We start from the raw sequence: 13,255 nt of genomic DNA on the forward strand, positions 1-13,255 counted from the left end.
GGGCGGTGGCTGCGGTAGCAGCCGAAGTCACCGCCCCCGACGAAAGGACCACTGCAATGGCGTACGACCGGGATCTCGCCGACCGCATCCGGGATGTCTTTGCCGGGCTGTCGGTGCGGGAAGTGAAGATGTTCGGCGGTCTGACCTTCATGGTCAACGACAAGATGACCGCCACCGCGAACACCCACGGCGACCTGATGATCCGGTGTGACCCCGACCGGGTCGAGGACCTGCTGACCAAGCCGGGAGCCGACTGGCCCTCGATGCGCGGCAAGAAGATGAGCAAGGGCTGGATCGTCGTCGAGGCCGACCGGGTCGAATCCGACAAGGTACTGGGGTCCTGGCTCGAGGAAGCCCTTGACTACAACGAGAAGGTGACGGGTAGTGGCGACTGAGGCGGCGACGAAGTTCGGCGGTTTCCCCAAGGCCCTGTTCACGTTCCTGGCGGGGCTGGAGAAGGACAACTCCAAGTCCTACTGGGATGCCAACAAGGCGACCTGGGAGTCCGAGGTGCACGAGCCGGTCGAGGCGCTGATGGCCGAGCTCGAGCCGCAGTTCGGTCCACTGCGCACGTTCCGGCCGAACCGCGACGTCCGGTTCTCCAAGGACAAGTCGCCGTACAAGACCTGGGTTGGCGTCACGACCAGCGAGCGGGCGGTCGGCGGCATCGGGTACTTCCTGCGGATCGAGTCCGGCGCCATCCGGCTGGCCTGTGGCTCGATGGTGATGGCCAGCGATCAGCTGGAGCGGTTCCGGTCTGCGATCGACAACGCTGCCAGCGGAGCCGACTTCGACAAGCTGCGCAAGCGGCTGGCCGGCAAGGGACTGACAGTCGGCCCGGGCCGCCAGGATCCGCTCAAGCGAACCCCGTCCGGCTATCCGAAGGACCACCCGCGGGAAGAAGTCCTGCGGTGGAAGGGCGCCGTCGTCGTGAAGGAATTCGAGCAGGCGGCGTGGATGCACAAGGCCGGTGCGGCCGACAAGGTCCGGGAAGTCTGGAGTGGGGCCGCCCCACTGACCAACTGGATCATCGAGCACGTGGGGGAGAGCACGATCCCAGTACGCCGCCCGCGCGGCTGACCAGGCGACCTGCCATGAAGTCCGGCCTCCAGAGGTTCCGGGCAGTGCTGATCTGCCTCGCGCTGCTGGGTGTCTACGTGCTCGGCTATGCCCTCCTGCTCAACCTGCTGTACGGAGTACTGCCTGCAACCTCTATCAATCCTTGGGCCAACCACCCTTAGACGATTGGCGGAAAGCTGTCATGACCCATCTTGATCTGGTCACCTTCCTGACCTACGACATGGAACGGACCAGGGCCTTCTACTGCGAGATGCTCCACTTCGAGGTGGTCGAGGAGTTCTCCCGCGGTGACCACTTCTCCTGGCTGCGCTCCAAGAAGCGCATGTCCAGCATCGCCCTGTTCAACGCCCGCGAGAAGGCGGAGCGGCCGACCGTCGCCCACATCCCCGACCAGAGCGGCGGTGTGATGATCGGCTTCGAGGTCGACAGCGCGGCCGAGTACTACGAGCTCTGGAAGGCGCGCGGGGACATCCCGATCCGGACCGAGGTCTTCGACATGGGCAAGGGGTTCACCTTCGGCGCGCAGGATCCCGAAGGCAACTTCATCCAGTGCTTCGACGTCCACCCGCACTTCCGCCTGATCCAGGAACGCCTCGGAATGGACTGATTCGCCGTACCGGGGACGCCTTCAGCTCGTTGTACCCGTCGTGAACATCAACTGGCTGGCCGTCGTGCCCGCACTGGTCGTAGGCATGGTCGTCGCTCGCTTGTGGTACGGCAAATTCTTCCTGGCCGCCTGGTGGAAGCTGACCGGTATCCGCCCCGAAGAATCCAAACAGGCCAGCAAGAAGAACCTGACCCAACTCCTGGTCGCCAACGCCGTGACAGCCGCCGGCCTGACCATCGGCATCGGCGTCGCGGCGTCGGCCACCGACGACGACTCCGTCTGGCTCGCGCTCCTGGTCGGCGTCGCCGTCTGGCTGACCTTCTCGGCCTCCACTCTCCTGCAGCACAACGCCTTCGAGCTGAAACCGGCAAAGCTCACCCTGATGAACTGCGCCTACCAGCTGGTCCTGTTCCTGGGCATGGCCTTGACCATCGGCGTGCTCTAAGGGGCCTCGGCCAGGCGTTGGCGGAGGCCGGTTGCGCGGAGAGCCCGGCGGCTCAGGGCTGAGCGGATGGCGGCTTCGGTGCCGACGACTCGGACGCGGTCCTGGGCGCGGGTGACTGCGGTGTAGAAGAGCTCCCGGGTGAGGAGGCGGGACTCTTCGCCCGGCATCAGGACGGTGACTTCGGTGGCCTGGCTGCCTTGGGCCTTGTGGATGGTCATGGCGTGCAGAGTTTCGATGTTGCCGAGTCTGGTGGGGGCGAGGTCGAGCCGGCCGCGGGAGCTGTCGATGCAGACTCGCAGCGAGCCGTCAGGGCGTCGGATCGTGACGCCGACGTCTCCGTTGTAGATGCCGAGGGCGTAGTCGTTCGCGGTCACCAGTACCGGTCGGCCGACGTACCAGGTGTCCCAGAGTGGGTCGTCGGTCTCTTCGGTGATCCAGCGCTCGACGGTTCGATTCCAGTGGCTGACTCCCCACGGACCTTCGCGGTGCGCGCAGAGGAGGCGGTGACGGTCCAGTGCGGCGAGCGCCGCGTCGGTGTCGCCGGCCTCCGCCGCGGCCCGGATCGCCAGTACGTCGGGGAGGATCGCCGTACGGAGAGTCTCGAGAGGATCGTCGTCCTCGACGAAGTGCACGCGGTCACCGCCGTCGCGGAGGACGTCGAGGACGACCCCCGGCTCGCCGTCCCGAATGGCCAAGGCCACCTTGCCGATCTCGCCACCGAACCGGTGTGAAGTCCGAAGCTCGGCTGCTTCGATGTGCCCGCCGGCGACCAGTCCTTCGACAAGATCAGCCAGTACGGCGCCTGCTTCGATCGAGGCCAATTGGTCGGGGTCGCCGACCAGCACCAGGTGAGCCTCGGGCCGGACCGCATCGAGGAGCCGCGCCATCATCGTCAGGGAGACCATGGAGGTCTCGTCGACGATGACGATGTCGTGCGGTAGCCGGTTGTCCCGGTCGTGGCGGAACCGGGTCGACGAATCGGGACGGCGACCGAGCAGCATGTGCAGGGTCCGGGCCTGGAATTCGCCGAGCCGGTCCCGGTCCTCCGCGGTGAGGCGCTCCGCCATCTCGCGCCGTACGGCTTCTTCGAGGCGGCCCGCTGCCTTACCGGTTGGGGCGGTGAGAGCTATCCGCGGGAGGCGATCGCCGGCCAGCTCTGCCTGTTCTGCGAGAAGGGCCAGGAGGCCCGCCACCGTTGTGGTTTTGCCGGTCCCCGGGCCGCCGGTCAGGACGGTCGTCCACTGCCGGGCGGCTGTCTCGGCCGCTGTCCGCTGCTCGATGTAGTCCTGACCGGGGAAGAGGCGGTCGAGTCCTGCGGTCAGAGCTCTGTCGCTGGCAATGGTTGGTGCGGGGCGACCGGCCCGGCGGCGAAGGATCTGATCGACTTGCTCCTCCTCTCGCCAGTACCGGTCGAAGTACAGACGAGTGCCTTCAAGCCGGAGCGGATGTGGGGCGCCGAGCAACGGGCTGGCCGTCACCGCCGCGAGCCACTCGTCCAGGGCCGGCCAGGCGAGCTCGGCGCCGTCGTCACCGACCTCGTCACGAACCTCGGTCAGGTCGAGGCAGACGGATCCGGCGCGAACGGCGCGTGCCACCAAAGCACAGGCGAGCGCCACGGATTCGTTGCTCTCAGCAAGCATCGTCGTGAGCCGGGATGCGACGTGGACGTCGGCGGCCACGATCACGCCGGCCGTGTTGAAATCGCGCAGGACCCCGGTCGCGGCAAGCGCAAGGGCCGAGTCGAACTCGTCGACTGTCGCCGTCATGGTGTGCTCCCGTCGAGCAGTTCGGACAGAGCCAGTACGAGCGCCGTCGGCATCGGCCAGCTGAACACCCCTGCCGGGTGCCCGTCCACGACCGGCGTCTGTGGTCCGCACATTCCGCGCAGGTAGAGGTAGATCACTCCGCCGAGGTGGACGTCGGGGTCGTAGCCCGGCAGCCGCCACCGGAGGTACCTGTGCAGGACCACCGAGTAAAGCATTGCCTGCAAGGGATAGTCGGAGTGCAGCATCGCGGCACCCAGCTGCTCCGGAAGGTACTCCGAAGAGGTCGCAGGCTGCTCGGGATCGCCGAGCCGGTTGGTCTTGTAGTCGACCACGACGAAACGATGCTCCGAACCGTGCGGAACCCGCAGTACGACGTCGATCGAGCCGGTGAGGTAACCGCGCAGGCTCTGCCGACCTAGCAGCGGCTGTTCGAGCCGATCGGCGTACGGGAGCAGCGGATCGCCGGCCGGCAGATGGGTGCGCAGCAGTGGCGCCAGCTGTTCCAGCCGGACATCGGCCGGGACAGCTTCGTCGCCGCCGGCCAGCGGGATCTCGAAGTCGAGTTCGCGGAGCCGGTCAGCGCGACCCAACTCGCCGAGGGTCAGCCCGGGAACCAGCGGGCCGAGGGGTGTGGTGTGCATCGGCAGCATCGCGGTGGCCAGCACGTCGGCGGTCACGTCGACCCGCCAGAATCGCAACTGCTCGCGGACCTTTGCGGTCAGCTCGGCCAGCAAGTCAGGCGCCTGCGGATCCGCCTCTTCAAGCACAGCATGCACGAGTGACCCGAAGGTGGCTCCCGCCGGGAGCCCATCCATCGGAGACGGCAGCGCATCGATCGGCGCCGCCTCAGGCGCCGAGATCGGATCGACGGACTCGTCCTCCAGCTGACTCTCTTCATGCTCGCTGGCGACACCGCCCACCTGCTGGTCGGCCGCCCGGATCAACCCCGAGTACGACGTACGCCGCCAGGTGAGGTCGACTTCGCGGGAGAAGACTCCGGCCGCGAGCCCACCGGGAAGTTCCTCGGGTACAGGTTCGGCGTGCTCGGCGATGATGGATTCCTCGACCACTGGCCCACCGGCCTGCTGCCAGCGCCGCAACCAGATCAGTACTTCGTCGTCTGACGAGGACCTGTCGAGGGTGTCGGGCACAATCGCTTCGCCCTGCTTGCGGCCGCGCAGCAGCCGCGAGATGCCACCGTTGATCTCGTCCCAGGACGGCGCCCACCAGGCCACGACCTGGGACTGGGCACGGGTCAACGCGACATAGGTGAGGCGGATGTCGTCGCCGGCCTCCTCAGCACGCCAGAGCTTCTGATTCGCGCGATGACCGCGGTGCTTCTTGCCGCCGAGGTCGAGACGCCGCTCGCCGTCCTGATGGAAGACCAGGAGCTCAGTCTCCTCGACCACATGGCGCGTGAAGCCGAACGGCAGATACACGACTGGATACTGCAGGCCCTTGCTGACCCACACAGTCATGATCTGTACGGCGGCCGCGTCGCTGTCGAGTCGTCGTGTTCGCTCGGCCGTGCGTCCGTGGCCGGTGCACTCTTCACGCAACCAGTCGAGGAGGGCAGGCAGTCTGAAGCCCTCGCGATGCGCAGTGTCGTGGAGCAATTCGGCCAGGTGCGCGAGGTCGGTCATATCCCGCTCGCCACCTCGCCAGCCCAGGACTCGCTCGGTCATCCCGTGCGCTTGCGCAGCCTCGAAGACCGCCGCGACACCACTGGTCCGCAGTCGGTCCGCCCAGGCCCGCAGCGTCTGCCCGGTCCGGTCGGTGAGCTCTTCGCCACCAACCCGCAGGCTGGCCGCCGTTTCGCCGAAGAACATCGTGGTCGCGGCGGCCCGGACCAGGCCAGAGCGGTGCGGTTGGTCGAACGCCTCGAGCAGACAGAGCCAGTCCTGGGCCGCCTGCGACGCGAAGATGTCGAGGTCACCCGAGTAGACAGCGGGGATCCCGGCCCGGGCCAATTCCTCGCGGCAGACGCGCGCATCCTTGTGTGTCTCGACAATCACCGCGACATCGCCGGCGCGCACCGGTTGCCCGGCGTACGTCGCTCCAGCAGTCAGCAGGCGGCCGATGTCGGCCGCCAGATCGCGAGCGATGTGGTCGCGGAGCTGGTCCATCGGAATGCTTTTGCGCCGAGCCGAGCCGAACTGCTCCCGGCGTGCGACCCGCAGCCGGAACGGCGCGTCCGACGGTGCTCCAACGAGCCGGCCGCCCTGGTGATGGGCGGCCACCGGATGCACGACGATGTCTTGGTGGCCGAGTTGAGCGCCGCCCAGGACGACCTGGAGACAGTCGACCAGCGGCTGGTCGCTGCGCCAGTTGGTATCGAGGGTTCGCCGCTGACCGGCCGTGGCCGCGGCGGCGAGGTAGGTCGCGATGTCTCCACCACGGAAGGCGTAGATGGCTTGTTTGGGATCGCCGATCAGCACCAACGTGCTAGGCCCGTTGAAGGCTGCGTCGATCACCTTCCACTGCACCGGATCGGTGTCCTGGAACTCGTCGACCATCACCACCGACCACCGACGCTGCATCTGCTGGCGCGCCGGGGCGTCGGGATCCGCGAGCGCAGCCGCGAGCCGGGTCAGCAGATCGTCGTACCCGAGGATGCCGAGGCGGCGCTTGCGACGCTCCATCTCAGCCAGTACGGCGTGCGCGAATTCGATCCGGACGCCTTCCGGCGAACCCTCGGCGTACTTGTCCGGAACGAGTTTGGTGTGTGGGTTGGCGACTGCCTTCAGCGCGATCTCGAGTGCGGTGGCCCGCGTGATCGGCGGTTGCTCCGCCAGGTTCCCGAACAAACCCAGGTAGAGGTCGTCCACCACCTCGGTGACGAGTTCGCCCAGGTCGTCGACCAAGGTCACGCCCGCGTCGGTATCACCCGCGACGCCGAGCGATCGCAGTACCAGCTGGCAGAACTGATGTGTAGTGGCGATGGTTGCGGCGTCGAAATTGGCCAGCGCATCGCGAAGACGCAGATGCCGCTCCGCGATCTCTTCGGCGCTGCCCTTAACGAGGTGACCGAGGAGACCGTCGTCGGCCTCCCAGCTAGCCGGATCGGCCATCGCGAGCTCGGCTTCGAGGAGCTGCGAGCGCACGCGTTCGCGTAGTTCCTGACTGGCTGCGCGACCGAAGGTGATCAGCAGCATCTGGTCGAGCCGGGCGCGGCCCTCGGCCACGAAACGGGTGACCAGCCCAGCCAGCGCATAGGTCTTACCCGTGCCGGCGCTCGCCTCCAGTACGACGGTTCCGGTCGGGAGCTCACCGAGAAGATCGAAGGGTTCCATCACCGGGGTGCTCCCTGCTCGTAGCGAAGCATCGGTTCCCAGAGCCGGGCGGCGTACGCCCCAAGCCGGGTTGTCTCGCCCGGGTGTTCCTCGCCGGGCCGCGGCGGCTCCAGCAGGTCGTCGAGCCTGCTGTACGGGCCCCAGACCCGGACGTGCGCAGGATCCGCGTTCTCGCCGTCGTAGTTGGCCGGGCGCCAGCGTCGCTCGGCGTAGGTGGCCGGATCGTCGCCCGTACGGCGTGCCTCGTGCCAAGCGAACGAAGTCTTCAGCGGAAGCGGAAGCGGCTCGCGTCGGCCGGCGTCGTAGATCGCAGTGAGGTCGACCAGCATGCCGCGCGCTTCTGGGCCGATCGGACCGAACAACCGGCTGGCCGGTGTGTTCCGGCCGCGACCGATGGCCAATGCCGTCCAGTTGTGGTCGTCGTCGTTGGCGGACAGGGCGAGCAGCTGAATCCAGCAGGACAACAACTGTTTGGCATCGAGCCGCGAGAAGCCGACCGAGACCAAACGATGGCCGTGCACGCTCGGCACGGTCCCGGTGAGCCGTCGGCCGCCGCCGAGATCGACGTCCAGATCGAAGGCCCGGGGCGTGACCTGCCGGTGCGGATGCGCACTGATCGCCACCGTTTTGGCTTCGTCCCGTACGGCGGTCGCGGTTCGCCAGCCGAGTCGTCCCGGCGGCAAGGCGCCTCGTCGCCACTCTGCTTGCAGGGCGTCGTTCGGGTTGACTCCTGCCAGCATGTCGCGGAGCAGCCGGTCGCCGACCGACCACTTCTGCAGGTTGTCGATCTCCACCGGCATCTCGTCCGAGATGCCGTCGACCTCCCACGGCAGCGTCAGGTCGAGCGCCCGGAAGTATCCCTTCACCGGGTGCCGGAAGAACGCCAGGAGATCAGCCAGGGAGATGTCCTCTTCACGGTCCACGTCCAGCTGTCCGGCCAGGAACTCCGGTCGGTCCGGACGGGATCCGGCGGCAGCGCGTGCCGCGACCAGGGCGGTCGGGTCGTACGTGAAAGGTCCCGCCGTACCGAGCCGGCCGGCTTCGAGGTTCTTGCGGTCGAAGGGCTGGAGCGGATGCTTGATCAGCACTGCATCCCGGACGGTCGCCTCGGTGGTGCGATCGAGGACATCGAGGAGCTCACCCAGCGGTACGGCGGGAGGTCGCCGCTGCCCGGAGTATTCGTTGGCGCCGGTGTAGGTGATCACCAGCGACTCGGTCGTCGCAAGGATCGCATCGAGCAGCAGTTGGCGGTCCTCGCTGCGGACATCACGCTCGCCCGTGATCGGAGTCCTGGCCAGAAGGTCGTCCCCGTCGGCCAGACCGAACCGCGGAAAGACACCGTCGTCGAGACCGAGCAGACAGACCACCCGGTGGGGGACCGATCGCATCGGCACCATCGTGCAGACGGTCAGTGTGCCGGTCCGGAAGCTTGCACGGCTCGGACGTCCAGCCAGGTGGCTGGAGAGGAGCTCTCGAACATCGGGAAGCCGCAACGGTGTCTCTGCCAGCGCTCCGGCGTCGGCGGTCACATCGGCGAACTCGCGGTGCACCTGGCTGAGTTGCCAGTTGTCGTCGGGAACGACCCGCGTCAGCTGATCGATCCCTGCCCGCAACGCATCGAGCCAGTCCGCCAGCGGGCGCGTTCCTTCGAGCCGTTTGGTTGCCGCCTGCAACCGATCGACGAACTCCGCGAACCGGCCGGCCAACTCGATCCGGGTGCTGCCGACATCATCGAGCGGCAGCGTCGTGTTGATCCAGGCATGGGAGTCGGCGGACATCGTCACGCCGGCCAGGACCCGGTCGATGCCGAAGCGCCAGGTGTTCTGCGGATACGCGGCCAGCCCGTACGGCGCTCGGTGGTCCTGGTCGAATGCCCACCGCACGCCCGACTCACGGACCCACCCGGTGATCGTGTCCAAGTCATCATCGGTGAACCGGAAGCGACGCCGTACGGGCTCGGTCTGGGCGAGGTCGAGCAACTGGCTGGCGGTCGCCCGGCTGCCCGCGACATCGAGCAGTTGCGAGGCAACGCCGAGCAGGGGATTGGTCTGGATGAGTGACCGGTCAGCCAACTGGACCCGCAACCGATGCGCCGGGTGGCCGTCGGTGCGGAGGTCGCCGAGGCCGAACCGAGCGCTGATCAAGGGCGCATACGTCTCGATGTCGGGACACATCACCAGAATGTCGCGGGGCTCCAGCGTGCGGTCGGCATCGAGCATCCCCAACAACACTTCCCGCAGTACGTCGACCTGCCGCGCGGCACCGTGGCACGCGTGCACCCGCACGCTGCGGTCGTCGGCGGCCAGCTGCCTGCCCGCGGACGCGACGGTGTTGCTGCGCAGATCGTGCTGCAACCAGCCGAGAAGAGTGGCCGGCGCCGGAGGCGACGGAAGATGGCGATCGGTCGCCGCTGCAACGGCGAGAGACAGCTGCAGCTCTCGGCTGTCCCGCCCGAGCGTGGCCAGGAGCGGATGCTCGGCCTCTTGATGACTCGTGTCAGAAGCGCGGTCGTCCACGCTAATGCCCGCAGCGGCCAAGCGTTCCCAGAGCACGTTGCTGGGGTGGGGGAGCCAGAGGTGCACGTCGCGGTGCTCAGCCAGCCCCGACAGCACCTCGATCTCGGTGACCGGAAGCCGCGTGTGCCCGAACAGCGAGAGTCGCGCCGGCAAGTCAAATGAGTCTGGCCGATCGCGCAGCTGGCCCAGAGTCGCGGCGTGGCGAACGGCCGGCGTCGGTGCATCGATCCGGTCAGCGAGGCGCCGCCACAACTCAGGCTGCCAGCTCAGATCGGCATCGACTCGAACCCCGCGACCGTCGGTGTCCTCACCCCGGCTCCAATCAGCCAAAACCGTAGGCCGCTGTACGGCGTACGCCGCAAAGAGACGCGCCAGTCGCGCGGCAACGGCGTACCGGCGTCCCTGTCGAAGCTCTGCCTCAGCGCCGGATTCGAAATGCCCGAGGTGTCGCGCAACGGGCGCACACCAGCGCTCGTCGAGGGAGCCATCGAGCACAGCAAGCAGCGGCCAAACCATCGCATCGGCCGCCCAGGGATCATCCTCCGCCAGCCCAAGAACCGTCGCCACCAGCGAGCGCGGCGTCGCAAACCGCACCCCGGCACACACCCCGTCACCCCGCCCCGGCGCAGACCCCAACCGATGAGAAAGCCGCTGCGAAAGCCACCGCTCAACACCCTTCGCCGGGACCACCACCAACTCTTCGGCAAACGGGTCGGCCAGCGGCACGGCAAGCACGTCACCCAACGCGTCAGCGAGCAGGTCGGTTCGCTCAGCGCGATGGAGATACAGAGTCACCGATGCAGCATTTCACGAGCCTGCCCCGCAACCAGCTTTACCGGGCTTCAGATCGTCGGCCGGTGCCCTGACGGCACGCGCATCACCCACCGAGTGCACCGGGTGGTCCCCGAGCACCGAGGGTTCGCCGACGGCATCGTCGAGCTCGGTCTGCGCGTGCGGATGCGGCGGGACCTCGACCGCGTGGCGGCCGTGGTGACCGACCGGCTCGGCTGCTGACAGCTCTCGTGTCAGCGGTGTCAGCACGATGGCGGGCCAGTGTCAGGACCGCTCGCCAAGGTAATGCCATCAACCGAACAGAAACCACGAAAGGCACCACGATGACGACCTTCACCACCTCTGAGCCCATCACCGCAGTCCTCGACCTCCCGGCCGGCGCCATCCAGCTGGTCGCAGCCGAGCAGACCGAGGCCACGGTCGAGGTCAAGCCGGCCGACCCGTCGAAGAAGCGCGACGTCAGCGCCGCCGAGGAGGCTCAGGTCGGCTACGCCGACGGGGTCCTCACGGTGCAGGTCAAGGCCAAGAACCAGTACTTCGGCCCGTCCGGCTCCGTCGCGGTCAGCGTTCAGCTGCCCACCGGCTCGGCGGTCGAGGTCAAGGCGGCGAGCGTCCAGCTCAAGGCCGTCGGCCGGTACGGCGACTTCACCGTCGAGAGCTCGCACGGCGCGATCGACCTCGAGGACGTCGCGAGCGCCAAGCTCACTACTTCTGCTGGTGACATCGCGATCGGCCGTCTGCACGGTCCGGCCGAGATCCGCACCATCGCCGGCGACATCCGGATCGCCGAGGCCACCCGCGGCGACGTCGTCCTGCGTACCGACGCCGGCGCGATCGAGATCGCCGCCGGCACCTCGGCCACCCTGGACGCCGGGACCGCGATCGGCCGGATCAGCAACTCGCTCAAGAACAGCGGCAACGCTGACCTGAACATCAAGGCCACCACCTCGGTCGGCGACATCACCGCCGCCGGCCTCTGAACCTCTACCGAAGCACAACAGAAGGAGCACACCACCATGACCACCACCGGCTTCTCCACGACCGGTCTGCGCCGGCGGCACGACGTCCTCGCCCGCCACGTCGACTCCGGCAAGATCCCGGGCGTGGTCGCCCTGGTCAGCCGGGGCGGCGGCGAGCCGCACGTGGAGACCATCGGCTCGATGCGCCACGACGGGGGACCGGCGGTGCAGCGGGACACCATCTTCCGGATGGCCTCGACCTCCAAGCCCGTCTCAATCGCCGCGGCCATGGTCCTGCTCGACGAGTGCCGGCTGCGGCTCGACGACACCGTCGAGCAGTGGCTGCCCGAACTCGCCGACCGACAGGTGCTGCGGCAGATCACCAGCGAGGTCGACGACACCGTGCCGGCCAAGCGGCCCATCACCGTCCGGGACGTGCTCACCTCGACGTTCGGCCTCGGCATGGACATGACGATGATCGGTACGCCGATCATGGCCGCCCTGTTCGAGCAGGGCATCACACCGAACCTCCCGGTCCCCATGCCGGAGCCGGACGAGTGGGTGCGCCGCCTCGGCACCTTGCCGCTCATGAACCAGCCCGGTGAGCGCTGGCAGTACCAGATCAGCAGCGACCTGGTCGGGGTGCTGGTGTCCCGGGTCACCGGGCAGCCGTACGACGAATTCTTGCAGGAGCGCGTCTTCGGCCCGCTGGGGATGAAGGACACCGGGTTCTGGGTGCCCGGCGACCAGTTGCACCGCCTGCCCCCGATGTACGCGCCGGACCCGGCCACTGGAGAGTTCCACGTGTGGGACGAGGCCGAGGGGGGCCGTCACAGCAAGCCTCCGGCGTTTGCGGGAGGCGGTGGCGGTCTCAACTCCACCGCGGACGACTACCACGCCTACTTCCGGATGCTGCTCAACCACGGCGTCCACCAGGGCGAGCGGATTCTTTCCAAGCCGGCAGCGGCGCTGATGACCACGAACCGCCTCACTGCGGAGCAGCAGGTCGCTCGGGAGGCCTTGGCTCGCGGCAACGTGCACATCTCGTTCGGCCAGGGCCAGCACGGCGGCTGGGGCCTCGGGATGGCGGTGCGCACGTACCGCGGCGACTACGCCCCAGTCGGGCAGTTCGGCTGGGACGGCGGCAGCGGTACGTCGACGTACGCCGACCCGGTCAACGACCTGGTCGGCGTACTGCTGACCCAGGTCGGGGCGACTGTGCCGAGCGCCACGCAGCTGACGCTCGACTTCTGGACCACCCTGTACCAGGCGATCGACTGACGAAAGCACAGCCCGGAAACCGCACGCCTCGATCTTTACCTGGAGCCATCAGGTCGAGTCATGCCGCAGGTGCTAGCCGCTAGCTGTCCCTGGCCTCTGCGATCTGGGTGGTGACGTCGTTCAGGAGTTGCTGCAGGGCGGTGGCCAAGTGGGTTCGGGCTTGGGGAGACAGCGAGGCGACTAGTTCGGATTCGCGGGTGAGGACCTGGTCGACGCTGCGTTCGATCAGGGCGTGGCCGGCAGGGGTCAGGGTGATGAGGACGGCGCGGGTGGTGCCGGGGGCTGGGGTCCGGGTGACCAGGCCGGCGTCTTCGGCTCGGGTGACGCGTTGGGAGATGGCGCCGGCGGTGACCAGGGTGCGGCGGGCTAGTTCGCGGGTGGTGAGTTCGTAGGGGGAGCCGGCGCGGCGGAGGACGCTCAGGAGGTCGAGGGTGGCCGAGTCGATGCCGAGGTCGGCGAGAACGCGGCGGCGGTCGTCGGCGAAGAGCTTGGCCAGGCGCCAGAGCGGGGTGACGA

Annotated in this window: 12 protein-coding genes; 8 read left to right on the forward strand and 4 right to left on the reverse strand. The window is 67.9% G+C overall.

Annotation, left to right across the window (positions count from 1 at the left end; translation table 11 throughout):
- Window positions 1-5 precede the first annotated feature (5 nt).
- The 5 genes from E1263_RS18560 to E1263_RS18575 are packed head-to-tail and all read left to right on the forward strand — an operon-like array spanning window position 6 to window position 2,132.
- The gene (locus E1263_RS18560; protein ID WP_202868951.1) at window positions 6-395 is read left to right on the forward strand and encodes a TfoX/Sxy family protein; all 390 of its coding nucleotides are present in this window, start codon (window positions 6-8) and stop codon (window positions 393-395) included.
- A complete protein-coding gene (locus E1263_RS18565) occupies window positions 385-1,080 on the forward strand; it encodes a DUF2461 domain-containing protein (RefSeq protein ID WP_132168995.1) in 696 nt (231 codons plus the stop codon). Before E1263_RS18560 ends, E1263_RS18565 begins: the two co-directional genes overlap by 11 nt.
- A 14-nt stretch (window positions 1,081-1,094) precedes the next feature.
- Window positions 1,095-1,241: a hypothetical protein gene (locus E1263_RS42775; protein WP_165956675.1), complete on the forward strand. Its 147-nt coding sequence runs from the start codon at window positions 1,095-1,097 to the stop codon at window positions 1,239-1,241.
- 20 nt (window positions 1,242-1,261) lie between these two features.
- Complete coding sequence (locus E1263_RS18570) at window positions 1,262-1,687, forward strand: VOC family protein (RefSeq protein WP_132168997.1); 426 nt, start codon at window positions 1,262-1,264, stop codon at window positions 1,685-1,687.
- 40 nt (window positions 1,688-1,727) lie between these two features.
- Window positions 1,728-2,132, forward strand: a complete 405-nt coding sequence (locus E1263_RS18575) for a DUF1761 domain-containing protein (protein ID WP_132168999.1) — start codon at window positions 1,728-1,730, stop codon at window positions 2,130-2,132.
- Here E1263_RS18575 and recD read toward each other — a convergent pair.
- The 3 genes from recD to recC are packed head-to-tail and all read right to left on the reverse strand — an operon-like array spanning window position 2,129 to window position 10,502.
- Complete coding sequence (gene recD, locus E1263_RS18580) at window positions 2,129-3,898, reverse strand: exodeoxyribonuclease V subunit alpha (protein ID WP_132169001.1); 1,770 nt, start codon at window positions 3,896-3,898, stop codon at window positions 2,129-2,131. The two genes, E1263_RS18575 and recD, sit on opposite strands and share 4 nt — an antisense overlap.
- A complete protein-coding gene (locus E1263_RS18585) occupies window positions 3,895-7,191 on the reverse strand; it encodes a UvrD-helicase domain-containing protein (protein ID WP_132169003.1) in 3,297 nt (1,098 codons plus the stop codon). The genes recD and E1263_RS18585 overlap by 4 nt, the downstream gene beginning before the upstream one ends.
- Complete coding sequence (gene recC, locus E1263_RS18590) at window positions 7,191-10,502, reverse strand: exodeoxyribonuclease V subunit gamma (protein WP_132169005.1); 3,312 nt, start codon at window positions 10,500-10,502, stop codon at window positions 7,191-7,193. The genes E1263_RS18585 and recC overlap by 1 nt, the downstream gene beginning before the upstream one ends.
- 93 nt (window positions 10,503-10,595) lie before the next feature.
- On the opposite strand from recC, the gene E1263_RS44060 reads away from it, so the two are divergent.
- From E1263_RS44060 to E1263_RS18600, 3 genes are all read left to right on the forward strand, one after another.
- Window positions 10,596-10,721: a hypothetical protein gene (locus E1263_RS44060; RefSeq protein ID WP_272949674.1), complete on the forward strand. Its 126-nt coding sequence runs from the start codon at window positions 10,596-10,598 to the stop codon at window positions 10,719-10,721.
- A 101-nt stretch (window positions 10,722-10,822) separates the two neighbouring features.
- Window positions 10,823-11,479: a DUF4097 family beta strand repeat-containing protein gene (locus E1263_RS18595; RefSeq protein ID WP_132169007.1), complete on the forward strand. Its 657-nt coding sequence runs from the start codon at window positions 10,823-10,825 to the stop codon at window positions 11,477-11,479.
- Between the two features lie 36 nt (window positions 11,480-11,515).
- A complete protein-coding gene (locus E1263_RS18600) occupies window positions 11,516-12,739 on the forward strand; it encodes a serine hydrolase domain-containing protein (protein WP_132169009.1) in 1,224 nt (407 codons plus the stop codon).
- Between the two features lie 79 nt (window positions 12,740-12,818).
- Here E1263_RS18600 and E1263_RS18605 read toward each other — a convergent pair.
- A partial coding sequence (locus E1263_RS18605) for a MarR family winged helix-turn-helix transcriptional regulator (RefSeq protein ID WP_132169011.1) occupies window positions 12,819-13,255 on the reverse strand: 437 nt, incomplete at its 5' end.

The organism is Kribbella antibiotica, assembly GCF_004349055.1.
Lineage (GTDB): Bacteria > Actinomycetota > Actinomycetes > Propionibacteriales > Kribbellaceae > Kribbella > Kribbella antibiotica.

Excerpts from the sequence above, each read along its gene's own strand:
- E1263_RS42775 (WP_165956675.1), top strand. The coding sequence starts at position 1,095 with ATGAAGTCCGGCCTCCAGAGGTTCCGGGCAGTGCTGATCTGCCTCGCG.
- E1263_RS18570 (WP_132168997.1), top strand. The coding sequence starts at position 1,262 with ATGACCCATCTTGATCTGGTCACCTTCCTGACCTACGACATGGAACGG.
- recD (WP_132169001.1), bottom strand. The coding sequence starts at position 3,898 with ATGACGGCGACAGTCGACGAGTTCGACTCGGCCCTTGCGCTTGCCGCG.
- E1263_RS18585 (WP_132169003.1), bottom strand. The coding sequence starts at position 7,191 with ATGGAACCCTTCGATCTTCTCGGTGAGCTCCCGACCGGAACCGTCGTA.
- E1263_RS18595 (WP_132169007.1), top strand. The coding sequence starts at position 10,823 with ATGACGACCTTCACCACCTCTGAGCCCATCACCGCAGTCCTCGACCTC.
- E1263_RS18600 (WP_132169009.1), top strand. The coding sequence starts at position 11,516 with ATGACCACCACCGGCTTCTCCACGACCGGTCTGCGCCGGCGGCACGAC.